We start from the raw sequence: 22,876 nt of genomic DNA, 5'->3' as shown, positions 1-22,876 counted from the left end.
CCCATTGGGCGTCAGTCAAAACGAATCGGTCCATCCCAAGCTTGAATCACAACCAAGCCCCGATGAGAATCCTGAATCCCAACAGACCCTAGTTGACCTGCGCGGTGTAGCCCCTGAGGCGAGGCATTCCGTGAACTGATGGCTGGCAGCTTACGGCTGTACCTTAATGTCAGCTTACCAAGCCACAGCGGAAGCTTTGGAAGTTTGCTTGATCGGCGGCTTGTGACCCCCAGCCGACCATTTCGATGGAAATAGGCGATCGCCTTAACGTTCAGCTGCGAATATGCGCCACTCGCCCGGAATACCCTTGAGGGATTGCGTGCCCCGGTCGTTGAAGCGCAATCCAGAGCCCGCTACCAGATCCTTGACTGTGCTCGAAACGAAAACCCGGCCTCTGTCGGCAAGCCCCGCAACCCGCGCACCTATGTGAACGGCGATGCCGCCAACATCGTCGCCGATCATTTCGCACTCGCCTGTATGGAGCCCGGCACGGATCTCTATGCCGAGCGGCCTTATTTCTTCGGCAATAGCACAGGCGCAGCGAACGCCTCGCGCCGGACCGTCAAAGGTGGCGAGAAAGCCGTCCCCAGTTGTTTTCACTTCATGACCTCGAAAGCGCGCGAGATTGCGCCGGATCGTGGCGTGATGATTATCGAGAAGATCGCGCCAGCGTTGATCGCCCAGTTCAGCGGCTTTCTCGGTCGAGCCGACGATGTCAGTGAAGAGAACTGTGGCGAGAACCCGATCGACGGGGACCGGGGCCCTTGACCCAGTCAGAAATTCCTCGATCGCATCGGAGATTTCCGGTGCGTTCTCACCGACGTAAAAAATGTGGTCGATTCCCGGAAGCTCAAAAAGGCGGGCACCGGGAATATTCGCCGCCACGTCGCGTCCGCCCTCCACACTGACAGTCTTGTCCCCAGTCCGGTGAATCACGATAGTTGGAACTCGAACGGCCGGGAGAATAGCGCTAATATCGATCTGGCTATTCATATTCATGAGAGCCTTCACGGCTGCCGGGCTGGCACCGAGCCGCTCGTTGCGTCCCCACCACCGTTGGAAGGAGGCATCGTTTGCGCGAGAGGGTGCGAATTTTTGGACGCTACCGCCTGTGCCCCATGCCTGCTCGACGTAGCCGAAGAACGCCGCCAGCGCTTCCTCGCTCGGAAACCAATAGGAAAACCGCGAAAAGCTGCCGTAGAGTACCAACGCACCGCATCGGTCGGGGTAGGTTGCGGCAAATAAGACGGACAGCGGAGCGCCTTCGGAAATCCCGAGCAGCTTAATAAGTACGTGCCGTTGGTCGGGAGACTCCAAAAACAGCACCTCGCCCTAACTGTCTGCCATGCTGAAAGCGTTCGAGTTCTGCCTGCCCACGGCAGCAAAAGCTGGCCTGCGGCGGGATAGTGAGAGCTCGAGACCGCCGTCGCGTCCGTGACCCTGGCGGGCACGCTCCTCACTTTCGATAGTCGGGGTTATTGGAAGTCAGGCCCCCGAGATGAGTGCCGACAAGGCAACATCCGTAATGGCAGAACTAGTTAGCACCCCTGCTTCGTGGCTAATCACCGTAGCTATTTGTGCGCCGCTCCATTGAACCGCCAAGAAGTGTTGCCTTCACAGTATCTTGCGACCGATGGTGAGGAGGAGTGGATATCCGCAGACGTTAAAGCATCGGCCTGCAGACGCTGTTTCCACGCTCACTGTTCGTATGGTGCGTCGCAGAGCGTGCATCCAGAGCGTGCAAATTGGAGTCGAACTGGACCACGAGTCAATGTTGGCTACTGCCGTTGGGGCATCAGCAGAGGTGAACCCTACCCTAGCTAGCCTGTTCAGTCCGCTTCAACCTGGGCCAGGAGCCGACTAGTTGGCAAGGTTCGCGTTTGAACTCTCCCGCGCCGTCGTTACTGTGAGTGGATTGCCAATTGCCTTTCCCCCGCGCGGATGGTGTCGATGAACAGCTTCGCGGCCGGGTTCAAACCAATCGGACCACCATGTCCTCTAGCTCCAACGCCAGTATCGCCAAGAAAGCGCGCACGAAGGCTGAGGCGGATTTTGCCACCTGGCTCATGATGGCCAAGCTCGGTGGTTTCGATGACCTGCCGTCCAGCGCCCAAAGCTTTCTGACTAACTATCGAACTCGGCTCGAGACAATGAGCGAGGCCGAGTCCACGGCCTTCGCCGTTCGCGAGGTCTACAGCGCTTATTACAGCGAGATGGGAGGCGTAGGCGCAGCGCCGGAACCAAAGGCTCGGACGCCAACGACAGAGGGCAAAGTCGTGCGGTCCCAGAGACCGCCTAGACCTCAACCCGGTCAATCGGCTGCGCGCCATTCGACGAGGCCAATGACCCGAAAATCCCTCCCGGCACTGCTGATTTTCGCGAGCATGGTGGCACTCGTTGTCGCATTCAGATTTCTAGCGCAGTAAGACCGCCCGCGGATTGTGTGCGACGTCCGCTTTTCCCCCGATAGCGACTAAATAGCGGACATCGTGCACTTCCATTTGGGCCACAACCGGACATCTCCGGCGTCAGCGAATGCCCACGTCGTTTGGCTGGGTCTCGGCCATGTCTGATCTAACATCGACTGCTAGGCGCGGCACAATCTCGCGTTGGGGCCAATAACCGAAACCCAGTTTGGATACGATCTTCGCCAAGGCCAATTGACTGCCACATTTTCCCGATTATTGCGGAACGTAAACAGTTGCCATCGCGTTCGCTACTCCAGACCGGGAGTTGTTCAATGGCGACAAGCGCGGGTGCATTCTTCGCAGGGATTGGGACGACCTTCGTCATTCTGGCAGCCGGTTTCGGTGGCGGATTGTTGACGGCAAGGTCCGCTCTGAATGAGCCTAGCGGGCTTCAGCATCGCTCTATTGGCGAGGCACCAACTCCTGTTCGCGTTGTGCTGCCCAGTTCCGCAGAAGCCGCCCAGCCGTCTCCGCAACTAGCTCAGCAGCAGACATCCGCTCAACAAACTGAGATGCCGCTACCTCCAGAGCCTGCAAAGCAAATGCAGCCCGTCGAGAAGCAGGTGGAGAAGGCAGAGACCCGAAAGGCTGATGCCGAAGACCGCGACCGAAAGCGTCGCTACGCCGAGCGCAAGGCAAGGCGCGCGGCGGAGGCCCGTGCCCGACGAGACCAGCAGCGGGCGCCGCAGCAGGAAGCGCCTGTTATGGCATTCGGCGGTGACAACTCATCTCAATATGGCGGATGGTCCGGGAACTAGTCGGGAGTGCTCGGAATGACTTTGTAGTCCGAGTCCAGCTCCTTCAAGGCTGCTGATCGGCTCCATCTTCCGCGGCGGCGCTGTCGCGATCTTCAGCCCGACAGCGATATTGCTCTTCGCGGGCCAGTGCCGTCCATGACGCGCTCAGAAAGATGTTGGCCTGCGCGGAGGCGAGTGAGTGCTCGGAGGTGACTGCAACGAGGGCACAGCCGAGGCGCGTCGCTCCGCCTCGGCGACTTCAAGCCGGAGATTTTCCAGATCTGACAGTTGAGAAGAGAGGTCGTTCAAGCGTTGGGCAAGAAGGATCAAGTGATTACCTTGCATCAACGCCTCTTGAGGTCCGCAATTATCCAGACAGCAACAGGACCCCAGCTTCAGGGCGGTGAAGCTGGGGCTATTGAGGCTGCCCTTGGGGAAGGCAGCCACCCCTTGGGGAAGGGATCGGGAAAACTTGGCAACCGGCAAGTCGTTCCAAAACCATTTCGTTGGCCGCAGAAATCCGAGATTGTTGAGGCAAGCCGCTCGCTCAGGGGTTCGGGACCCCGATCCATCGTTGCTGATACGCGCGGTTCTCTCCAATTGCGATTGAGAAAGGCACCAGTTCGCGGGCAATGGACGCGAGCTGGTGCCTCTCTCGTGGCGCGGGCATTTCCGCGCCAGGAGAAACATAGCAACGAACCAAATAGTTCCGGCGTCGAGCTTCGTTCACTCCCTCAGGGGCAGCTCAATGCGTTGGAGTCCGGTGTGGGTCAAAATGCGAAGAACTCAACGTGAGCAAATCTAGTAGTCCGCCCTGTCTCACTGAGCGGACATCGATGAGACCGGACGCTACTTCGCAAAAGGGCGAGAACCGGAAGCCTGGCATGTTCCCCAGTCCCATTTTCTAGGGAACACCCGCACGCCCATTCGGGCAAGCCCCGCCACTCGAAAGGCGCCCCTCAACTCGACGCGAACAGCCAATCGCATTGACCGATTTGCGCTATGGACAGTCGCCGACTGAGCAGCGACACCCTGCATGTAAAAACCTTGCGGCGCCGCTACGGAACAACGTTACATCTTCGAGATTCTCGGAACGAAACGGGTCGTCAGTCTTTCTCTGGCTTTGGGAGGTGCCCATGACTTCACTTGCCATAGAAGGTGCGTGTGCGTTTGCTTGGCGGAACTACTTGCTCCTCCACAGCGGCATCAGCGAGAACGATAACAGGCATTCTGCCCTTTATCGCTACGTCGCCAACCTTCGTGATACCGGCGAGGATGATTTCGATCTCTTGCAAGTAGCGGCAGTCGCTTACTTGAAGAAATTGGACGAATTGCATGACGACCGATGTGCGAGACTCGCTGCGGATCAAATTGTGGCTGAGTGTTTAGAATCACGCTGTGCACGACCCGACACTTAGCTTTAGGTCACGTAACACCAGAGCGAAGGAGCGAAGCATGCCAGACAATATCTCTAACGCAAACCGATCTGCGCGCGACCCAGAAAGGCGCATCACAGCAGCAACTGCAATCGGCATGAATGCCCTGAAGCCGATTATGCACTTCCAGGTCTCAATGCTGAGGATGTGGGCCGACAGCATCGAGAGGTTCGCGGGCAATTACGAAAAGGGGTTGGAAGAAACCGCGACTATTGTCGAGGAACAGTCAGACAAGCAACGTGCCGCGTAATGTCGCGAATGAGATTAGGCGGAGTCTGAGTTGGGCCAATCGTGTCGGCTCGGTCTCCGCTGACCTCTTCCGCCACTTCCGGACGCCCGCATTGCAACAAGAAAGCCTATGCGGTTGGTGCGGTGAGCGCTAGCGCCGCCACGGCATCCGCTATTCCCGCCGCATCAGCATAGGTAACCATGTGACCGGCATCCTCGACCAGATGTAGCACGGAGCGGGGCAACACCTCGTGGAGGCGGCGCGACTGGTCGGCCTCGATGAGCCGGTCATCCTTTCCATGCAGGATCCTAACGGGAGACCGGATGCCCTGATACTGAAGCTGCAACTGCGCGGCAGCTGGAATAAGGAACGCGCTCTCCTCGGCGGCCGCCCTCAACTGCTTGGGCCGGAGAGCCAACGAGATCGGAAATTCGTTCTTGAATTTCGTTGAAATGGCACGCGGCGCGAACAGCGTGCGCATCAGCTTCGGCGTAATAGCCCACGATATGATCGGCGAGATAGTGTAGCGCATCAGATCCCCGAGCAGCGGCAGTGCCGGACCTGACATGAGCCAAAAGTCCATCCGAGAGGTTGGAAAATAGTAGCCGGACACAAGCACGAGCCCACTCACGGCATAACCGCTTCGCAGCGCCAGCGCGATTGCCACCAGCGTTCCCCAGGAGTGGCCGAGCACCACGGGATTGCGCACTCCAAGCTGATCAAGAGCCTTCGCGAACAAGGAAGCTTGCGTTGTGGGCGTCCAGATGCGCGTGCGCGGACGGTCGCTGTAGCCAAATCCTGGCCGGTCGAAGCAAACGACGCGATAGTTGTGGGCCAGTCGGTCGACCAAACCGCTTAGGACGAGATCCTGAATCATGGTGCCGTTCCCGTGAAACAGGACCACGCAAGGCGCGGCGGCATCGCCCCGTTCGATATAGTGAAGGCGCACTCCGCCGCACTCGGTAAAGACGCCGATCGGGGGATTCTTTCGCTCCGCTGCCACCTGAAATGCGATGTTGCCGAGGACCAGAACGACAAGTCCGGCCAAAACGATCAGCAGCACGGCTTCAGCTGTGGACATGGTGTCAACCTATATTCGCCATGGCGAGTACCTCGGATCGGCGAGCCAGCTAAGAGCCGATGCTTCCGCTCCCTCGTTGTGAGCCGCGCTCCCCAGCCGAAAGCAAGCAACCGTGGTCGGCGCGTGCGTGATCCGCGTTCGCCGCGGTGGGTACGGCTTGCAGTTATCGTCCCGGCAGAGCCGTGAGCTCTCGGGGCGGATTGATGCGCCAGAACGGATATGCCGCCAGTTCTTTTGAATGCTGCCCGACCATATCGAGCCGTCTGTTTGTAAACTCCGTAATGACGCCGGAAAATTCATTTGGTGACCTGATCGTCGCAAGTCTGAGGCCGAATTCAAAAGCAAATTGCGCGTTGGCCACGGCTATCTCAAGAAGCTTCGCTTGATACGCCTGCATGTTTGCCGTTGCTAAAGCAAAGCCTTTCGTTGGATCGCTATCCGTCATTCTCTGACTGAGGTCATCTGGTAAGGTATCCACCCGAGGCTCAATGAGAGGAACCTCGTGTTTAGGGTCATCATGAAGCCCAAGAGGCGGTTCAATCGAGACTGCCGCAGCAGAACGAAGTAAATCCTCTTTCGGGCTTCGAACAATGGCCTGCTTGTTCCGTTGGGCCCGCGCAGCCATTTTCGGATTGCGGGCGCGCTTAGCAGCTGTCGCCGGTTTGCGTTTGCTCATCTGACGCTCCAAGAAAATGGGGGTGCGACCACAACGGTCATTTCTGAAAGGACAACGGGCTTTGTGACGTGGCGTTCCAAACCCGTGCATTGTTGGAGTCCCGCATGAACTGCGATCAATCGCGCGTTCTGCGATGTCGACGATGATTTTAGGTAGCAGCTCCAACCAACAAACGTCTAGCTGGCAATCTTCCAGACCTATGCTCAACGGCGTCAGTCTGAGAACAATCAGCCCTCCGCGTGTTGGGCTCTCCAAAGACCGCTTTATCGCCGACGTTCTCATCACGGACGTCAAGCTGCCCGGAGGCATCGACGGATGGCTGATCGCCGAACGTTGCCGAGAGGATGATCCCAAACTCCCAGTGATCGATGCGACTGTTTCTCGCTCGTCGCGCCCCGCGCTGGCGGATAGAGGCCGGCTTAGGCGACGCCAAGCTGATCCGGAAGCTCGGCGACGTGCTCGAGGACAACCTGAGCGCCCTGTGAAGCCAGACTACCCACCGAGGGAATGCTCGAGGAAGAAGCGCAGCATCTCCCTCGTCGCATCCGGCCCTTTCGGATCAGTGTAGGACCCGACGGGGCTGCCGCCTGACCACGCGTGTCCGGCGCCATTGATGGTCCAGTGTTCGGAGATCGCCCGACCGGCGCCGTCGATCAGGACGGTGCGAGTATAGGCATGCCCGTGGGGTACGCGTCCGCGAAGTACCTTTGTCGTCGGCCTCGTTGCCCTGGCGGACTGCTCAATAATCTGATCGCCATTCCTTGGATGCACCGTAGTGTCGCGATCGCCATGGAAAACGATGGTTGGCACAGAAATTTTGCTATCTGCAATTGCCTTGAAGCCGCCTCCCTGCCGCATGGCGACGAACGCGGAGGGAAGATCGCTCGCGGCCCCGCACGCGAGGCCTGAATGAATTCCGACGGCCGCGTACAGGTCGCTATACGTTGCGCCCATGATGGCGGCGGCGGCCCCGCCGGCGGACAGACCCGCCACGTATACGCGTTTCGGATCGATCGCATGGTCGCGCATGATCTGGCGGGTAATGCCGACGATCATCGAGGGCTCGCCCCCGCCGCGGAGCTGGTCGCCGGTGCGAAACCAGTTCCAGCACTTCGACTGGTTGGCTCCGCTCGGCTGCTCAGGATAGACCACGAAGCAATTCTGCTCTTCCGCCAGAAAGTTCATCCGGGTGCCGGCCGCGAAATCGTCCGGCGACTGGGTGCAGCCATGAAGCATGACGATCAGGGGAAGCGGTTGTCCCTGACAGCGGCTTGGGATGAACAGCTTGTAAGTCCGGCTTCCCGCGGCGTTACTGAAGGCACCGGCGATAAACCGTGTGCCCTCGGGCACGATGTGCGATGGGGACCGAGGAGCGCGCGTGATCGGACTTCGCAGGCCGAGCCGTGAAAAATCCCGCATGCCGTCGAGCGGTAAGGAGCGTCTGCGTCGAGCAGAGCGGGCCGGGAATATCTGCGGAGCTTCCCGCTCCTCGACTTCGTTGGCCGTGGCGTCGATGGTAAGCGGATCGAGCCGCGGGAGCCGAGCCTGAGAGGCGCTGTGAGACTCCGCTCTTGGAGCGCTACCGCCCTCGAACATGCGCTGCAGGAGCGCGGTGGCCTCGACCAGTTGGCCGGCGCGCGTGAGGCGGGTTGCTTCGCGGACTATGTCTTGATTCAGCATCGTTCACCTCGTTCTGTCGGCGAGAGCGGCCTTGACCGCGGGAGTGGCGTGAAGGGCCCCCAGCACCGAGACCGACGCGATTGTGGCGCGAGCCAACTCGGGAGTGACGTCCTGGGCGATGGTGGCTAAGCCCAAAACGTTGATCTGCAGCATCTCGCCGGCGCGCCGCGCCGTTTCGAGATCCTCGCGAGTGTAGTTGCGCAGGCCGAGGTCCAGGTTCTTCCGGGCCGTGGATTGTCTGACGACCTCTACGTGGCGCTCGAGCTGGTTCCGGATTGCTGTCCGGATGAAATCGGTCCGATTGGAATAGAACCCCTCCTGCACCATGAGATCGACATGACCGAGGTCGACATAGCCAAGGTTGATCGTGATCTTCTCGGTGTCGGGGGCCTTGGGACGCAGCTCATGCACATTCTCAGCCATAGGCTAAACATCCGCAACTACCATCCCTTTGGATGGCCTATGGATGTTATCTAGATTCTCCCGAGCAACTTTCAAGGGATGGAGGCGGACCCGCGCCCATAAGCGCGAGATCTGAGAATGGGAGCGTCACCCGTTTGGATCTTGGCGTCCATCCGGCGAGCACGCCGCTTGCGCTCTTTGGCCACTGGGAATGCATCCGATGACCGTCGAGCAGTTCGCGCAGGCGCGCCGTCACGTCGAGAGCGGTCGCCGCGCCGTCGAGTGCCAGCCAAAGGGCGATGCGCAGGGCCGGCGCTGGGGTAATCTGTGCTAGCCTTCCTTAACACATGGTTAGTTTTGGCGGAGGCGATTGTGAGGCGACGTGACTTCATCGCGCTCCTCGGCGGCGCGGCGGCAATCCGACCACTGGGCACGCATGCGGAACGTCCGCCAGAGCGCATCCTCTATTTCACATACTCCGCCGGCTACCGGCACGATGTCATACCGCTTTCTAAAGTAGTCCTGACCCAGCTCGGAAGCAATTCGGGTGTCTTTGAAGTCACTGCAACGGAAGACACGTCTGACTTTTCTACCGAAAACCTCGCGCACTACGCAGCGGTGATGTTCTACACAACCGGAGAACTTCCGATGAGCGACGCGCAAAAGAGAGCTCTTCTGAACTTTGTACGCTCGGGCCGCGGGTTCCTCGGTGTTCATTCGGCGACGGACACATTCTACACTTGGCCAGACTATCTCGATCTGGTCGGCGGCTACTTTAATGGTCATCCTTGGCATCAGGCCGTGAACATCGAGGTCGTTGATCCTGGCGATCCCCTGGTGGCTTTTCTCGGGAATTCGTTGCAAGTCGAGGACGAGATCTACCAAATCAGCGACTTCGATTATCGTGGATCACGCGTGCTCCTGCGCCTCGACCCAAGCTCGGTGGACCTTGGCAAGGCCGGCGTACATCAACGATTCTATGGCTGGCCTCTCACCTGGACCCGATTCTATGGCGAGGGACGAGTATTCTATTCGGCGCTAGGCCACGAGCCGTCAGTTTGGCAGGACGGCCGCTACCAGCGAATCCTCACGAACGCTATCCTCTGGTCTGTGCGAAGGTCGCCCTCGTAGACGCCGCGGCACTTCGCATTTGCGCTACCGCCGGATTCGTAGGCTGGTGTCCGTGCCAGAGGTTCGGACCGTCTTGGTCTGCGACTTCCGCTCCGGGTCAAAAAGCAGCCTACGCGCCTATGCCCCCAATTGGCTGGCTTAGGGTCACAAGCCGCCGAACTGAGGCCAGGCTGCAAACTTCTGGTCTACCCCTGCGAGCGGACATGCAACGACACCCCGCGAACGGAAGCGATGGGCCAACAGCAGACGAGATAAGCCACCGAGTGTCACCATCACCCATAGGTCAGCAGCTCTCACCTGAAGAAGCTCCCTTGAGATCGGCGATTGGCATCACCATGACGGCAGCGTACCGTGGCCTTCGCGCTTCAAAGATTTCGAACCGGTTGCTCGATTCTTGTTTTTCGAAACTTGTAAGGAGTAATCTGATGAAGCTTCGGCCGAAAATTCTCATCGCAGTAGGACTTTCAATCCTCATTTCGATGGCCGCTCCAGCCAGTGCCGCTGCGCCCAACTCCGAAGCTCAGATCACTATCCTGTACGATGCTTTCGGAGCTGATCCTTCGATGTCTAAGGACTGGGGATTCTCTGCGCTCGTTGAGATCGGCGGAAAGAGAATCTTGTTCGATACAGGGAATGACCCCGACATATTTGCAACCAATGTGAAGGCGAAGGGAATTGACCTCAAAACGCTTGATTTCGTTATCCTGTCGCACCGGCATTCGGACCACATGGCGGGCTTGAATTATGTTTTGAGTGTCAATCCGGCAGTAAAAATCTATGCGCCTAAAGAAGGATTCGGCATCTACGGTTCTTCGCTGCCGTCGAGCTTCTACCGCAAGGACGATAGTTTGCCGCCGGAGATGCGGTACTATGGCGGCGCCCCACCACAAACCATGAAGTTCGGCGCGGCATGGCGAGGGGCCAATTTCGAATTGATTGACAAGACCACTGAAATCGCTCCGGGCGTGACACTGATCGCATTGGTATCGGATGTTCCCGGCACCAGAGAGCTCAAGGAGCTATCTCTGGCCGTCAACACCTCTGAGGGACTGGTGTTGGTCGTGGGTTGCTCGCATCCAGGGATCGAGAAGATTGTCGAGGCAGCGGTAGCGATCAATCCTAGAATCAATCTGATCGCCGGAGGCTTTCACCTTGTCGTCGCGCCAGATGAGGTTATCGCAAAGGCGGTAACGGCTCTGAAGGATACGTTCAAGGTAGAAAACGTTGCCCCGGGGCACTGCACGGGCGAGCCAACCTTCTCGGCATTGAAGAAGGCTTTTGGTGATCGCTATCTATATGCGGGTCTCGGCACTACTCTCCCGCTTGGAGTGAAAACGAGCTCGGACACGCGCCGTGGCGAAGGTCCGGCGCTGCAGCAAGAGGACCTCGCTACCTACAGCAGGCTCGCGCGACGGGAAGATCCGTTTGGGATCCTGCAGGCGCGAAGCCTCCGAACCAAAGCTTCGCAGTTATGAAGATGCATCTCTAACACACGATGATGAGCCCGCAATCCGAGTTGGATGCAACGTCCGGCATCGAAACGGAATAGGCCGACAACCGTGGCGGCCTATGCTGATGGCTATTTCTAATGGACCATCCCAAACGATCGGACTGCATCGTCCCGGCTGTATAGCTGTCTGCGGCAACCCGGCAGGTCCGCAACGGGTCAAAGGCTGACTTCGACACCTGCTTGACCTGAGGTCGGCTTATCTCGCAGACATCGCGGGCCTGTAAGCGAAGGTCAGCAAGCAGCCATGTGTTCGGCCTTCCTGTGCGTACTCATGACCGCTGGCCATAATGCCCTCCGCGGATCTTGGACCGCTCATGCCGACCTTCGCTTAACTTCCTGTCTATTGTAGTCCTCAATGGATGGTCGATCGCAAATCCAAGTTATGGAAGAAGTCGGCCTTCGGTTGATTAGGCTCGCTCCAGGAGCCGCGCACGCAAGCAGCGCAACGTTCGCATTTGTACGATATCGAAGCCATTAGTTTGCAAGTGAGCGGAGCGGAGGTGGCGTCGACTTCTGCCTCTTTGAGAGAGCGAATCCTCTCAGCGCGCTGAAGGCTCGGGCTCTCCTCGGCCAAACGGCATCGCTTCTGCATCGCAACATCGCTGATAACCACGTTTCCGTTTTTAATCTATCTTTAGCGATCTACTAAGATTTCCGGTTTCAAGGTCGTCTCAAATGGGAGACGACCCATGCCCTTGATCGAATATTTCGGGTTTGTCGGCATTACCCTTGTCCTATTGCTGATCGGATCGGGGTGGTGTTTGCCGCAGCAAGTGGCGGAACCTACCGGTGGTTCGACCGACAGGTCACCCATAAGGATCGCCTCAGTCGAACGGTTAAACTGATGGCAAGCCTCGAGCCCTTGACTACCCACGCTTCGAAGTCCCGGCTCGAGAAACGGCGATGATGCTACTACCCAACTTCGTTGTTGGGGGCTGACCGCGATCGCACGTACAGAAATGCCGAACACGACAGATGAGGCACCCGAAGGGGCGCAAGCGTTCCTCGAGCGAGATACTGCACCAGTACGAGGCTGTCTTTTCCAGCCTGCGAGCGCACCGATCCCGACGATCTGTCGCAGGGGTCCGTCGTCGAACTGAAGCGCAACCAATGACGACGGCTGAGGGGATTATTTGATGATCTCGTCTCCGTCGCCAACAAGGTGGCTGGGGGAACGATGAATAGGAGATGCGGCGCCATGCACAATGTTTTCCTTGGCATCACTTTCGCCGGAGCCCTGGTGCTCGTCTTAGCCTCTCTTGTCGCACTTCAAAGGATAATCGAGTGATCGTCGCCTGACATCCGTTGCACTGCTTGCGAGGAACTTTGGCCTGTCGCGGTTTCTTCCAAGTGTGTGAGCCATCTCTCACAAGATTGCGTCGAGTCTGGCGTAAGTTCGGCGTGTAGGTCGCCTTCCGCAAACCATCGTGGAGATCGAAATGGCCAAAAATCCGACGGGCTCTGCAAGTGACCGTCTCCCCCATCCGTTCAGCGAATTGCTCGCCGCCGCCACCGTACCGCCGCAAGCCGAGTTCCTCGTGCACAGCGTGAAGGTCGTGTGCGGCAGACAAACCGAGACGAACTGCTGCTGTACCGCAGGCGCCAGGCCGGGCGTGTACGCGACCGAGGTCAACATTCAAAATATCACTGGTCAGCCGGCGCAGGTCGCGAAATTCTTCGTACCCTTGATCAACGCGGGCGCGGTTATTGGGCGCGAGCCCAAATTCGCCGATCCAGCCAAAATCTCTCAACACACCGGCGAACTCATCACCCTTCCACCGCTGGCGGCGACGATGGACGATTGCTGCCACATCGCGGAGTTGCTGCTCGGCGGCCCCCCAAGCGGAGAGTCGGCGCTCACGATCGGCTATCTCACGATCGGGAGCTTCTTCGAAGTGGCCGTCTCTGCGGTCTACACAGCGACCCCCCTGAACGGGGACGGCATCAGCATTGACGTCGAGTACATTCTGCCGCGGCGCCTGGGGCGTGGCCCGGGTCAAGGCTGAAAACCGCCTGACAGAACAAAGGTCATTGCGAGGTGTTGGTCGCCCTTTGCGCACGCATGGGCGGTCTTCCTTGCCGCGGAAAGCCGCCTGCGGCGCAAGCGGGTCGACGGATTCGGTCGCTGACGCATTTGGCATCTCACGCGATCAAGCATTCAGCTTCGTTTGAAGAACATCCGAGCTGCTGCGCGAGCAAGAACGGAGATTCACCGGACATCCCGCGGCTGGCGAGCCTACTCGAGATTCTGTGGCAGAGGTCATGGCCACCCGGTTCCAATGTGTTAGTTTGCGGCGAGTGATAGGTTGTCTCTAGCTAGGCTTTGCGGAGGCATCAGACATGAAGCGGCGCGAGTTCATAGCCGCACTCAGCGGCGCTGCGGTGTGGCCGCTGGCCGCTCAGGCGCAGCAATCTAAAAAGATTCACCGGATTGGATATCTGACGGCTAATTTGAGCAGCTATCCTTGGGTAAACGGCTTCGTTCGCGAATTAAGCAATCGCGGCTATTCGGAGGGCAACAATCTCACCATCGAATGGCGGGAGGCAAAAGGACATTCGGAACTTCTGCCCGAGATGGCTGCCGATCTCGTCCGGCAGAATGTGGACGTGATCGTGGCTGTGGGAAATTACCCCGGACTTTTGGTGCAGAAGATTACTGCGACAATTCCCATTGTCGTGCTCTCGAGCCGCGGCGGCGTTGAAGCAAAATTATACTCGTCTCTTTCACATCCTGGCGGGAACCTTACGGGTATCGACAATCTCTCGCCTGATCGCGATGTCAAACGTGTCGAGTTCTTGAAAGAAATTGTTCCACAACTCTCGCGGTTGGCAGTTCTTTACAATCCGCTCCCCTCTTACGCCAGCAATCATCTCAACAGTATTTCTTCGGCATTTGAAAAATTGGGAATTGAAGCGCAGCCGTTTGAAGTTCGTTCACCGCCAGAATTTGAGCTCGCGTTTACTTCAATCCTGCGCAAAAGGCGGGATACGATGATTGATGCAATGACTACTGTCACCGATCCGATGTTCGTCTTTGATCGCAAGAGGATTGTCGACTTCGGAATAGAAAACAAAATCCCGAACGCCCATGAATATCGAGAATGGGTGCAGATCGGCGGACTGCTTGCCTATGGTCCGACAATTGATGGAATATGGCGCCGGGGCGCATATTTCGTTCAGAAGATCCTCAACGGCGCAAAGCCAAGTGATTTGCCCGTCGAAGCGCCGAGCGAATTCCATCTTGCCATCAACCTCAAAGCTGCCAAAGATATTGGCCTATCTGTTCCTCAGCATCTGGTCGCGAGGGCTGACGAGTTGATTAAAGCAGACCTACGCTAAGCGCTCAGCGATGTCCGCTAATGACCACCCATTGCAGACCTCCGGGTTGAAGACCGGTAGCATTCCGATGTTCTCGAAGGTCAAGGCGCTCGGCATCGATATCCCTGCGACGCTGCTCGGCGGCGCCAACGAGGTGATTGAATAACGATCTTCTGCGCTGGACGACTCTGCAGTTGGGCCCTAGCAAGTTGCCGCATCGCAATGACATGTCCGTGTCGGAGAGACACCGGAAGCTTTCGACTCAGGGCGGACCGACGCGAATGACCCAACTGCGACATCCGCACGATCTATAATTCCGCCAAGGCAAATATAAAAAGCCCCGGCGATGCCGGGGCTTGAGTTACCGGGTTTCGGGAAGATCAATATTTACCGAGGACTTGACCACCCCAGTTGAAGCGGTAGTTGATGCGAGCGGTGACGAGGTCCACATCTTGGCGAATAGCGTCAGTGCGGAATACGCCGCCGACCGGGATGACAGCAGCACCCAAAACACCTGTGGACGTGAAGCTGTGACTATGATTACCCATGAACAGGTGATCGTACTCGACCGCAACCGACCAATTCGGTGCGAATCCGAATTCGAGGCCCGTTCCGACGACACCACCCCAGCGTGTTTCACTCGCCGAATCAAACAGCGTGCCTGTGGCAGTCACCGTACCTCGGTATTTGTCGTCGGTCACGGCAGCTCCACCCTTCACATACCAAAGGACGTTGTTCCAGGCATAGCCGACCTGGCCTGTGAACAGGCCGAACGCTTCAATCTTGGAATTGTTGGTCCAGGCGGGAATGAAACCGCTAACATTAGATCCCTTTAAATCAGCCCAGTCGCCCTGCGCTTCGAGACCGAACACCCAACCGGCGCTCTGCCAACGGTAACCAATCTGACCGCCTACCACTCCGCCGGTCGCATCGTGACAACCTTCACGGAAGGTAGGCACGACAGTTGCACCGGGGAAGTTCGTAATATCCCAGCACTTGTGGCTCGATCCCCAACCGCCATTGGCACCGATGTAGAAGCCGCTCCAGTCGTAGATCGCAGCCATCATCGGGGGCGGCGCCTTGGTGTAGGGACGTGCAGCCAAGTCAGCGGCCGACGCGGGAGCAGCCACGCCTAATGCTATTAGACCAGCCATACACACCAGAAATTTCTTCATGGCATTTCTCCATCTCCATCGCTTCTGATTTATCTGAAACGATAAATGCACCAGCGACCATTTATGAGTTTGTTCCGGCAGCAACGCTTGCTTTAGAATTCCACCTCGAACGATAGACGATCAGGCCTTGAGAATCCGTGTTCTAAATGCAACTCCTGGTTTTTAAAATTCGGCCCATAGGGCAAGCCTTCTGACCTTCCAAAGCAGGTGCGAAGACGTGAATGAGTCCGGAAGTGGCCCAAGCAGCCTTTGCCATTTCGGCTCAGAGAGCTGGACCGGACGTTTGCAGTGGAGCGCTAGGCTCACGCTTTTGACACTGACCGGACATTGGCGCTGATCAATATCTTAGGCCGGTCCCGACGCGCGGCCAATCGGCGAGACGGACGGCGATACGCACCCGCAGCTCAGCTGGATAGAGCATTACTGGCGAGCTCGACGACGGAACCTCGCATTGTTGCTGGCTTTCCGGCAGCGAGGATGGCGGCCATTGCCGGGTTGCCCTCTGCTTCCAGCGCCACGATAGCTTGTCGGGCCCAAAGGTAAGACGCCTGAAAAATCTCCGTATGGCGGTCGAAGTCCGTCACATCGATCCCTAGCGGACAGGGCGGGCGCATTACCAGATCGAGTGGTCTCGTCGGCAACGTATCGTAGCGCTGATGCGCCACGAGGCTTCGCCACAGCACGTTGACGGCACTCGGCGCGGCGGGAAGCAGCTTCTTACGAAACGGCATCAGCATTGCCGCGACCAGCTCAAGCCGTCCGGGCAACTCATCATACGCGACATCAAACAGCTCAGCCGCCGGCTCGCCGAAATGCACAACCAGATTGGGGCCACTCTTTAGTTGATGCATCGGTGCCAGCGGCACATTGTCGATCAAGCATCCATCGACGAGCATCGCACCTTCTGGCGTGTAGAACGGCGGCAATAATCCGGGAATTGCGCTTGAGGCACGCACCGCCTGCCACAGCGATCCTGAGCGGATCAATTCCAGATTATGGGTCGAAAGATTGGTCGCGACTGCCGCGAAAGGTCGCCAGCAGTCCTCGATCCGGCAGTCGTGGCCGAATTGGCGGGCGAGCGCCCGATCGAACGCCTTATGATCCAGCAAGGCGTAACGTGGCCAGGTTGGCCGCCGGAAGCTGCGACTCCTAACGAAAATATCGTGCGTGCCGCGCTCAAGATCCTCTGCTTCGAGGTTCTTTGCGAATCCGGCCGCCATGGCAGAGCCGACACTGGTGCCGATAAAGATATCGAATATCACGCCAAGCTCGCGGAAGGCCTTGTAGACCCCCACATGCGCCGATCCAAGGCTTCCGCCGCCGCCGGCGACGTAGCCAATCGCGCGACCCGACAGGAATCGGACTAGACTGTCGAAATCAACTTGATCCCCCAGCGCGACATGGTGATGCATGAAGGAGGGCAGCCGAGCAAGCCAGGCCGCGGTTCCACTGACGTGACTGCTCCGTCGATCATGTACGCGAACGAGGCGTCGCGCCGACCTTGCGTGAACCTCGCAGGCAAAAGTCTCGACATCTGTTAAGGGTCCCACCGGCGCATCGCCACGGCACCCGAACACAACCATGTCGGCCTGGCGGATGGCCTTGCGTGTCCAAGCATTGGCATCGTGATCTCCGAGGTAAACTACCAGCGGCGCGGCGTGTTCTAGTCTGTTGAGCCATTCAGCGACATCGGGCGCATCCGGGGCTTGCCCGGGAAACTTGGAATTGACGCGGGCCACATCGACGATCTCCGCATCAGTGGCGGCGAGCGAATCGCGCATTCGACGATCAAAGGCGCCAGGCAACAGCTCGCGTCCACCTGCGATTAGGGCCACCGTTCTGGCCCTTGGCGACGAGCGAAGCGGCGCGAGGCGCGCCGTCTCCTTGCCAAAACGGAGCGCGAGCGCCGCAAGTACTGCCTCAACAATGGCAGGGGCGTCCCTGGCAAGCTTCTGGTAGGCTGCACGTGTCAACACGAGCACACTGGTGTCGCGGATGGCAATTACGTTGGCAGTGCGCGGGACATTTGCAAAGAAGCCGATCTCGCCCACCAATTCGCCGGCACGGAGCTCGGCTAGAGGTTCGAGCTCGCCATTTCGGCACACAGCTAGCGCACCGTGCAGCACCAAAAACAATGAGTCCGGCCGCCTTGGGCAACGAGCCTTTCTCCTCGCACCAGATCGAGGCGAACCATTGCGTTCAGAGCCGTCATCCGCTGTTCCGGACTGAGCGTTCTGAACAGAGCGAAGTCCTCAGACACGTTCCCCGACGCAAATGTCGCGCTCACTTCATTCATTGGCGACATCCAATTCGACTGCACGGCCCTCATGTTAATGCCGGGTCGCCTCGTCTGCCAGAATGAATATAAGGGTCAGCGCGCCAGCTCTTCGCAATGCATTTATAGAAGCACCGCAACATAGATTGTGAAGCTATCCTGCCTCTAAGACGCTGCAACCTCGGGCGCCTTTCGACTTTCACAGACCGCCTCGGTTCGCTGCGGCGCTTGAGTCTGCTTGCTATCTGCGACCTCGCAGACCATCCGCTCTTCGGCCGCTGTTGCCGGTAAACCGGACATCAGCCGGCCAGCCGCTAATAGTGCATGCCCTAGCGTGCAAAAAGGACAGCGCCGCGCTCCTATCGCTTGCCGAGGAGCCTGATATTTTGTCGCCTAAACTCTGATCGATTTTGAAGACGCTGCCAATTTGTTTGTGCCCCGGTGGGGAGTTTTCATGCAAAGAGATTTAGAGTGCGAAAAGCGTAACGCGGCCAGTGCCGCTGAGGTGGAAGAGTTCGCCGCCGAGCCTGTAGCGACCCGCAGACCGGTAGCTGCAAACGATAACAATGAGGGCGGGCCATGGCTGCTCGTTGCATTTCCTGACGATTGGTACGCGACGTGTTGAAACATGGTCCAACACGGGGCTAGCGCCTCGGCGCGGGTGGCGTCGCGGCGGATCATTGGTTAGGGCTTACCCGTCTTCCCCGACGTGTCAGCGACGAAGCTGGCCAAGTTGGCCGCCTTCGCCTTTCCGCCGCCGGCCTTGTCGGTGCGGCCGCCCTGCCGCGCCTCCCTCCGGATGCACCGCTTCATAAATCTGCCTTTCGCTTCGCGATCAGCTTCGCCCGTTGCGCCGGCGCCAGGTCGCGGCGGATCAGGTTTTCGTCGATGTCAGCGAGCCAGACAACCGCTGACTACAAGAAGGCACAATGAATTTGCCGAGAGCAGGAACACTATTCACCGGGGCGAGGTTTGTCTTCATCAGAGGCTAGGCATTGCGGAGTTCTCTTCCATGGCTACCCAGATCGTGATGGACCACACAGGCGACAGCAGGCATTTCTTTGAGCAAGACCACCCCAAACAGCTCGCCCAGGCTGAGCGGCGCTTCAACAAGTTCATCGGCCAGGGATTTACCGCTGCCACTCGGACGGCGGCCGGCGATCTCGAGGTGATACGGTCATTTGATCCAACCGCGGAGGAAACGCTGTTTTATCCGCGCCTGGTCGGCGGTTAGAACGGTCGCAGCACGGAACATGTTTTTGTTCAGACGCAACGGCGTCGCCCGGGGAGCGAGTTTGCGTGCCCTGCGTGCGCTCTATCGGAGCTTCAACGAGCAAAATGGTCCGGACGCGAGTGCGCGTCGTCTTTTGCGAGAATGGTTATCTGCAGGGCAACGCGCGCAGTTTGATGCCAATGGTTTTTTCGAAGTCACTGGCTCTCTTACCGGCCGGAGATACCGAATCCATCAGGGCACCATGAGTAACGTTTTGGAGCTGGATGAGGCACTGGAGCCTAAGATGGGGTGGTGCTTCGTTCCCGAACGGAGCTTGGCAGTTGGCGATGTGATGCTCGCTCAGAAGATCGCGCTCGAAACCGACGAAGCCGCAGTTCTCGCGATCGCAAAGCCGTTTTCTCCGAGACTGCCCTTTGTGCCTCGAGCAGTGCGGCGCGCTCACTAGATCTGATCATGGGCGGGGCCGTCGCTTGTGACGGCGGCAGCCCCTCGCCGCGAAGGCGCCAGTACGCGAGACGAGGACGACTTGGCGACTGCATCGAGCATCGGCGCTGGGCCAGATCGACGCAAGAACGTCCGTGCGTTAGCGTTACTTAGGCTGCTTAACGGCGTCTGATGGCTTTGCGGGTGGGGACCGGGAGGCGATCGCTTCAACCTTTTGTAGCGTTCGTGCGAATTCAGACCGCAGATGTTGGGCGTGCGCGACGTCCCTCGGCTCTGAGAGAAACGCGATCTTCACGAGGAAGCGGTTCAACAGCGACGCTATTCGAAGATTGTCGGAGTGTTGCGAACGCAGTGCGGTGAGTTGCCGACGCATCTCGACGAGATCAAGCGGTTCGTGGTCCGGCTGGTTTGTCAAACGAAACTGCCTGCAATCAAACGAAGCCGACGCGCCGAATACGATGGCGCGCCGACTTCGCCATGGGTGGTCCCGGACGGGGGCAATGTCCGATGCGCCAAGGTAACCCGCGGAAGGCTCGTCGCAATCTGAGGTTCAGATTAAGCTTGATATGCAGGGTGGAAGTTAATTCGGGAACCGAGAGGACGCGCCGAAGGTGCTGAGCCGGTGAATGCTAAGAAGGAACGTCTAGGCCAGTGTGGGAATTCCTTGGCTGAGCAACAGCTGCGAAAATTCGATGCGCTGCCATATCTTCACGCGCGACGACTGGGGCAAGACACTCGATGTGCAGGAGACCGAGTGCGGCAGCCCGGAAGAAGCTCTTCAGCTTGGTTCTGCCGGGGTGGCGAACCAACCGACCGAAGTGTGGTGTGGCCCCCGGCGGCTCGGTCGCTTTGAGCCAGAGCGAAGCCAAGGGAGACCGCTGCCGCGCCTCCACGCACTCTTAACCTTGGCCGAGCGTCGCCTTCATGAACGCGAGCAACACATCAGCAAGCAAGAGACGCTGATAAACCGACTCAAGCGCGAGGGACGCGATCTTGCTCTCGCGCTTTGCGTCCTCGACACCCTGATTGAGACTCAAAAGACTCATTTACACGAGCGGGATTTGATCGTTGCCGAAGTGGCAAAGCGTTTTGGATGAAGATGGTCGCAGTCAAAGATCACGATCACGGCCAAACGCTCTTGACTGCCCTCCGTCCTGTACACAACCCGCGGGGCAGCCCGTCTACGCCCTGCCGCAGGCGACGACTGCCGGCCGTCTTACTGAGGATCGCCGATGTCGGATGCGCCCAGCCGGTAATCTTCGCTAACCGATTGCTCTGCCCTCAGCGCCGCAATCAAAGCGAACGTCGCGTCGGGATAGCACGTCCACACTTCGATGTCGTCTGCCGTGAGGGTTAGATAGCCGAAGAAGCACCTGTATCGACCAGGCGCCGTCATGCGGGCGATCTTGTCCCAATTGATCTTGTTAACGCGCACGCGCTAGCTCCAATCGTTTTCGGGCAGCGAGCCAGGCGGCGGTTTGAGTTCTTCTAGGCCGGCTTCGATAATTGCTATTTCGTCTTGGACGGCCCGTACAGCGTTCGCGGGATTGATGCCGGAGACGGCGTGTAGTTCGCCGAGAACCTTGCGCCGATGCGCGAGCAAGTCCGTCAAGGCACGTCGGTCCCGCACCTTCACGTACCCGGCGACGATCATTTCCATGGCTGTTGGCACAGCGTTGCCTCCTCTCCGCGCCAAACCTGATCTACTGCCGCGCGTGCGGTTATCCCCGCTCCCACGGCAAGAACGCGGGCCAAGTTTACGGCCCAATACTGGGTACTGTCGCAGGGCCGCGATCCGTCAGGGTCGTTCCACTCGGACGTCAGGGCCCTCGAGCAATCCTTGGTGCCTGCTCCTACCGCCCATTGAACGAGCTTTATCCCCTTTCACCAGTTACGCCCGCCGAGCACCCTGCCCTTGTTGTGATGGGTGTGGGGCTTATTCAGCGCGTCTCGCTGCTCACACAGGGTGTCGATCTTGCCTAGCATCCGCGAGAGCATGGTCTCAGCCGACGCCATGGAGATCCCGGCCCGCTGGAGCTGGAGGATTTCCTTCCTTTGGCGCCCCACCTGCGTGCGCATGCGTTCATTTCCCGCCTGATGTAGTCCAGGTCCGGCATATGCGCCTCTCGTGGAATAATGGCATTAGAACGAAAAGAGCCGGATTCTTCAGGAACCTGAGTTTTTGGCGAAAGTTGTGGGCCCATGAAGCCGGCGAAAACATTCAAACAGCAGGCTCGTGTAGCCGAGAAGGCCGCTCAGGAGACGGCCGACGAATTCGTTTCCCTGGCCTCGGGATTTAGAGCGCAGGCCAAGGTTCTGAAGAAGAAAAAGAAGAAGGGAGGATGACGAAAGAATCTCTTCAGAACCAGGTCGACCGGGCCGAAGCCCTCGCCGCCCCGACGGCGGACGACGAGCTTCGCGAGACTCTTCTCAAGGCCGCCGGGGAATATCGAGACCAGCTCAACAGCGCGGCCCCCCAGCGCGCCGATGGGCTGGCCGCCATACTGAGGCTCTTCGAATAGCCAGGCACCGGCGTCTGGGCCGCGCCCCAAGACCGATGAGGAACAAGTCCAACTCGGTCGGAATTGCCGCTCTGAGCTGTCGGCATCCGTGCCGCCAGAAAGCCGCGTGGCGTCGACGCTGCTGCGGGACCTTCATCTTTAAGGAGATCAGCATTGAGCGACCGGACGGGCAATGAACCTGCACCCTTGGTGCTCTTGGGCGTGGCAATCATCCCCATCATTGCGGTTTTGGCGTGGTTCGCTTTTTAGGGCTTTGAACCTTTTCCGCGATGGCGCGTCATATAGCCGAAGCCTCCCTAAGCTTCACCCCCACCAGAAAGCCCCGCTCCCCCAAGCGGGGTTTTCACTTTTTGGCGCTGCATCAACGCTCCGAAATTTTCAAGCCTCCTTTTGGCTTGACCACTTTTTCCGATACAGCGGCCTAGATGTGGGCAGGGTTTTGAGGAGCACAATTGCCGAAAACCCTAGCAGTCTGCTGAAAAACCCTGAAATGGAGAATTTTCATATTTCCGCCGGTCGTTTTTGGAACGGCGCGGTAGAGTTGGATGTAATTTCTAG

Annotated in this window: 25 protein-coding genes; 15 read left to right on the top strand and 10 right to left on the bottom strand. The window is 58.4% G+C overall.

Annotation, left to right across the window (positions count from 1 at the left end; translation table 11 throughout):
* Window positions 1–264: 264 nt before the first annotated feature.
* The gene (locus ABIB06_RS37765) at window positions 265–1,317 is read right to left on the bottom strand and encodes an adenylate/guanylate cyclase domain-containing protein (protein WP_354053376.1); all 1,053 of its coding nucleotides are present in this window, start codon (window positions 1,315–1,317) and stop codon (window positions 265–267) included.
* 674 nt (window positions 1,318–1,991) lie between these two features.
* Between ABIB06_RS37765 and ABIB06_RS37760 the strand changes: the two genes are divergently transcribed.
* The 4 genes from ABIB06_RS37760 to ABIB06_RS37745 all read left to right on the top strand — a co-directional run bounded on the left by ABIB06_RS37760 (window position 1,992) and on the right by ABIB06_RS37745 (window position 4,891).
* Window positions 1,992–2,426 carry a hypothetical protein gene (locus ABIB06_RS37760; RefSeq protein ID WP_354053377.1) on the top strand — a complete coding sequence of 145 codons (435 nt, stop codon included), beginning with the start codon at window positions 1,992–1,994 and terminating at the stop codon, window positions 2,424–2,426.
* 314 nt (window positions 2,427–2,740) lie between these two features.
* Complete coding sequence (locus tag ABIB06_RS37755) at window positions 2,741–3,226, top strand: hypothetical protein (protein WP_354053375.1); 486 nt, start codon at window positions 2,741–2,743, stop codon at window positions 3,224–3,226.
* Window positions 3,227–4,341: 1,115 nt separating this feature from the next.
* Window positions 4,342–4,623, top strand: a complete 282-nt coding sequence (locus ABIB06_RS37750) for a hypothetical protein (RefSeq protein WP_354070293.1) — start codon at window positions 4,342–4,344, stop codon at window positions 4,621–4,623.
* Between the two features lie 37 nt (window positions 4,624–4,660).
* Window positions 4,661–4,891 (top strand): hypothetical protein, encoded by a 231-nt coding sequence (locus tag ABIB06_RS37745; RefSeq protein ID WP_247348740.1) that lies wholly within the window; start codon window positions 4,661–4,663, stop codon window positions 4,889–4,891.
* A 106-nt stretch (window positions 4,892–4,997) separates the two neighbouring features.
* On the opposite strand, the gene ABIB06_RS37740 is transcribed toward ABIB06_RS37745, so the two are convergent.
* From ABIB06_RS37740 to ABIB06_RS37725, 4 genes are all read right to left on the bottom strand, one after another.
* Entirely contained in the window at window positions 4,998–5,951 is a 954-nt protein-coding gene (locus tag ABIB06_RS37740) for an alpha/beta fold hydrolase (RefSeq protein ID WP_354053374.1), read from the bottom strand.
* A gap of 163 nt (window positions 5,952–6,114) precedes the next feature.
* Complete coding sequence (locus ABIB06_RS37735) at window positions 6,115–6,627, bottom strand: Phasin protein (RefSeq protein WP_354053373.1); 513 nt, start codon at window positions 6,625–6,627, stop codon at window positions 6,115–6,117.
* A gap of 492 nt (window positions 6,628–7,119) precedes the next feature.
* The gene (locus tag ABIB06_RS37730; protein WP_354053372.1) at window positions 7,120–8,307 is read right to left on the bottom strand and encodes an extracellular catalytic domain type 1 short-chain-length polyhydroxyalkanoate depolymerase; all 1,188 of its coding nucleotides are present in this window, start codon (window positions 8,305–8,307) and stop codon (window positions 7,120–7,122) included.
* Between the two features lie 3 nt (window positions 8,308–8,310).
* Window positions 8,311–8,730 carry a ribbon-helix-helix domain-containing protein gene (locus tag ABIB06_RS37725; RefSeq protein WP_354053371.1) on the bottom strand — a complete coding sequence of 140 codons (420 nt, stop codon included), beginning with the start codon at window positions 8,728–8,730 and terminating at the stop codon, window positions 8,311–8,313.
* 190 nt (window positions 8,731–8,920) lie between these two features.
* On the opposite strand from ABIB06_RS37725, the gene ABIB06_RS37720 reads away from it, so the two are divergent.
* From ABIB06_RS37720 to ABIB06_RS37695, 6 genes are all read left to right on the top strand, one after another.
* Entirely contained in the window at window positions 8,921–9,043 is a 123-nt protein-coding gene (locus tag ABIB06_RS37720) for a hypothetical protein (RefSeq protein WP_354070296.1), read from the top strand.
* Window positions 9,044–9,081: 38 nt separating this feature from the next.
* Window positions 9,082–9,840 carry a ThuA domain-containing protein gene (locus tag ABIB06_RS37715; RefSeq protein WP_354053370.1) on the top strand — a complete coding sequence of 253 codons (759 nt, stop codon included), beginning with the start codon at window positions 9,082–9,084 and terminating at the stop codon, window positions 9,838–9,840.
* 425 nt (window positions 9,841–10,265) lie between these two features.
* Window positions 10,266–11,315: an MBL fold metallo-hydrolase gene (locus tag ABIB06_RS37710; RefSeq protein WP_354053409.1), complete on the top strand. Its 1,050-nt coding sequence runs from the start codon at window positions 10,266–10,268 to the stop codon at window positions 11,313–11,315.
* A gap of 1,474 nt (window positions 11,316–12,789) precedes the next feature.
* The gene (locus ABIB06_RS37705) at window positions 12,790–13,356 is read left to right on the top strand and encodes a hypothetical protein (protein ID WP_354070298.1); all 567 of its coding nucleotides are present in this window, start codon (window positions 12,790–12,792) and stop codon (window positions 13,354–13,356) included.
* A gap of 334 nt (window positions 13,357–13,690) precedes the next feature.
* Window positions 13,691–14,689: an ABC transporter substrate-binding protein gene (locus ABIB06_RS37700; RefSeq protein WP_354070300.1), complete on the top strand. Its 999-nt coding sequence runs from the start codon at window positions 13,691–13,693 to the stop codon at window positions 14,687–14,689.
* A gap of 10 nt (window positions 14,690–14,699) precedes the next feature.
* The gene (locus ABIB06_RS37695; RefSeq protein ID WP_354053185.1) at window positions 14,700–14,834 is read left to right on the top strand and encodes a hypothetical protein; all 135 of its coding nucleotides are present in this window, start codon (window positions 14,700–14,702) and stop codon (window positions 14,832–14,834) included.
* A 214-nt stretch (window positions 14,835–15,048) separates the two neighbouring features.
* Here ABIB06_RS37695 and ABIB06_RS37690 read toward each other — a convergent pair whose 3' ends face one another.
* Window positions 15,049–15,843, bottom strand: coding sequence for an outer membrane protein (locus ABIB06_RS37690; protein WP_247348721.1), 795 nt, complete (start codon window positions 15,841–15,843; stop codon window positions 15,049–15,051).
* A 404-nt stretch (window positions 15,844–16,247) separates the two neighbouring features.
* Window positions 16,248–17,969: a patatin-like phospholipase family protein gene (locus ABIB06_RS37685; protein ID WP_354070304.1), complete on the bottom strand. Its 1,722-nt coding sequence runs from the start codon at window positions 17,967–17,969 to the stop codon at window positions 16,248–16,250.
* Between the two features lie 1,161 nt (window positions 17,970–19,130).
* Between ABIB06_RS37685 and ABIB06_RS37680 the strand changes: the two genes are divergently transcribed.
* From ABIB06_RS37680 to ABIB06_RS37670, 3 genes are all read left to right on the top strand, one after another.
* Complete coding sequence (locus tag ABIB06_RS37680; RefSeq protein WP_247342440.1) at window positions 19,131–19,352, top strand: hypothetical protein; 222 nt, start codon at window positions 19,131–19,133, stop codon at window positions 19,350–19,352.
* A gap of 19 nt (window positions 19,353–19,371) precedes the next feature.
* Complete coding sequence (locus ABIB06_RS37675) at window positions 19,372–19,797, top strand: hypothetical protein (protein ID WP_247342437.1); 426 nt, start codon at window positions 19,372–19,374, stop codon at window positions 19,795–19,797.
* Between the two features lie 691 nt (window positions 19,798–20,488).
* The gene (locus ABIB06_RS37670) at window positions 20,489–20,893 is read left to right on the top strand and encodes a hypothetical protein (RefSeq protein ID WP_354070302.1); all 405 of its coding nucleotides are present in this window, start codon (window positions 20,489–20,491) and stop codon (window positions 20,891–20,893) included.
* A gap of 119 nt (window positions 20,894–21,012) precedes the next feature.
* On the opposite strand, the gene ABIB06_RS37665 is transcribed toward ABIB06_RS37670, so the two are convergent.
* From ABIB06_RS37665 to ABIB06_RS37655, 3 genes are all read right to left on the bottom strand, one after another.
* Entirely contained in the window at window positions 21,013–21,231 is a 219-nt protein-coding gene (locus ABIB06_RS37665) for a hypothetical protein (RefSeq protein ID WP_354053400.1), read from the bottom strand.
* 3 nt (window positions 21,232–21,234) lie between these two features.
* Window positions 21,235–21,468: a hypothetical protein gene (locus ABIB06_RS37660; RefSeq protein WP_247342432.1), complete on the bottom strand. Its 234-nt coding sequence runs from the start codon at window positions 21,466–21,468 to the stop codon at window positions 21,235–21,237.
* A gap of 212 nt (window positions 21,469–21,680) precedes the next feature.
* Window positions 21,681–21,875 carry a hypothetical protein gene (locus ABIB06_RS37655; protein ID WP_354053399.1) on the bottom strand — a complete coding sequence of 65 codons (195 nt, stop codon included), beginning with the start codon at window positions 21,873–21,875 and terminating at the stop codon, window positions 21,681–21,683.
* Between the two features lie 123 nt (window positions 21,876–21,998).
* Between ABIB06_RS37655 and ABIB06_RS37650 the strand changes: the two genes are divergently transcribed.
* Window positions 21,999–22,142: a hypothetical protein gene (locus ABIB06_RS37650; protein WP_354053398.1), complete on the top strand. Its 144-nt coding sequence runs from the start codon at window positions 21,999–22,001 to the stop codon at window positions 22,140–22,142.
* Window positions 22,139–22,318, top strand: coding sequence for a hypothetical protein (locus ABIB06_RS37645; RefSeq protein WP_247342424.1), 180 nt, complete (start codon window positions 22,139–22,141; stop codon window positions 22,316–22,318). The genes ABIB06_RS37650 and ABIB06_RS37645 overlap by 4 nt, the downstream gene beginning before the upstream one ends.
* Window positions 22,319–22,876 lie beyond the last annotated feature (558 nt).

The organism is Bradyrhizobium sp. LB8.2 (assembly GCF_040548035.1).
Taxonomy (GTDB): Bacteria; Pseudomonadota; Alphaproteobacteria; order Rhizobiales; family Xanthobacteraceae; genus Bradyrhizobium.
The sequence above is the reverse complement of the archived record's forward strand: the minus strand, read 5'-3'. Positions and strand labels throughout refer to the sequence as shown.

Coding starts and splice junctions, on each gene's coding strand:
- ABIB06_RS37735 (WP_354053373.1), bottom strand. CDS start 6,627: ATGAGCAAACGCAAACCGGCGACAGCTGCTAAGCGCGCCCGCAATCCG.
- ABIB06_RS37760 (WP_354053377.1), top strand. CDS start 1,992: ATGTCCTCTAGCTCCAACGCCAGTATCGCCAAGAAAGCGCGCACGAAG.
- ABIB06_RS37700 (WP_354070300.1), top strand. CDS start 13,691: ATGAAGCGGCGCGAGTTCATAGCCGCACTCAGCGGCGCTGCGGTGTGG.
- ABIB06_RS37695 (WP_354053185.1), top strand. CDS start 14,700: ATGTCCGCTAATGACCACCCATTGCAGACCTCCGGGTTGAAGACCGGT.
- ABIB06_RS37705 (WP_354070298.1), top strand. CDS start 12,790: ATGGCCAAAAATCCGACGGGCTCTGCAAGTGACCGTCTCCCCCATCCG.
- ABIB06_RS37710 (WP_354053409.1), top strand. CDS start 10,266: ATGAAGCTTCGGCCGAAAATTCTCATCGCAGTAGGACTTTCAATCCTC.
- ABIB06_RS37650 (WP_354053398.1), top strand. CDS start 21,999: ATGAAGCCGGCGAAAACATTCAAACAGCAGGCTCGTGTAGCCGAGAAG.
- ABIB06_RS37755 (WP_354053375.1), top strand. CDS start 2,741: ATGGCGACAAGCGCGGGTGCATTCTTCGCAGGGATTGGGACGACCTTC.
- ABIB06_RS37670 (WP_354070302.1), top strand. CDS start 20,489: ATGCGCTGCCATATCTTCACGCGCGACGACTGGGGCAAGACACTCGAT.
- ABIB06_RS37720 (WP_354070296.1), top strand. CDS start 8,921: ATGCATCCGATGACCGTCGAGCAGTTCGCGCAGGCGCGCCGTCACGTC.
- ABIB06_RS37645 (WP_247342424.1), top strand. CDS start 22,139: ATGACGAAAGAATCTCTTCAGAACCAGGTCGACCGGGCCGAAGCCCTC.
- ABIB06_RS37655 (WP_354053399.1), bottom strand. CDS start 21,875: ATGCGCACGCAGGTGGGGCGCCAAAGGAAGGAAATCCTCCAGCTCCAG.
- ABIB06_RS37750 (WP_354070293.1), top strand. CDS start 4,342: ATGACTTCACTTGCCATAGAAGGTGCGTGTGCGTTTGCTTGGCGGAAC.
- ABIB06_RS37725 (WP_354053371.1), bottom strand. CDS start 8,730: ATGGCTGAGAATGTGCATGAGCTGCGTCCCAAGGCCCCCGACACCGAG.
- ABIB06_RS37690 (WP_247348721.1), bottom strand. CDS start 15,843: ATGAAGAAATTTCTGGTGTGTATGGCTGGTCTAATAGCATTAGGCGTG.
- ABIB06_RS37745 (WP_247348740.1), top strand. CDS start 4,661: ATGCCAGACAATATCTCTAACGCAAACCGATCTGCGCGCGACCCAGAA.
- ABIB06_RS37740 (WP_354053374.1), bottom strand. CDS start 5,951: ATGTCCACAGCTGAAGCCGTGCTGCTGATCGTTTTGGCCGGACTTGTC.
- ABIB06_RS37730 (WP_354053372.1), bottom strand. CDS start 8,307: ATGCTGAATCAAGACATAGTCCGCGAAGCAACCCGCCTCACGCGCGCC.
- ABIB06_RS37675 (WP_247342437.1), top strand. CDS start 19,372: ATGTTTTTGTTCAGACGCAACGGCGTCGCCCGGGGAGCGAGTTTGCGT.
- ABIB06_RS37680 (WP_247342440.1), top strand. CDS start 19,131: ATGGCTACCCAGATCGTGATGGACCACACAGGCGACAGCAGGCATTTC.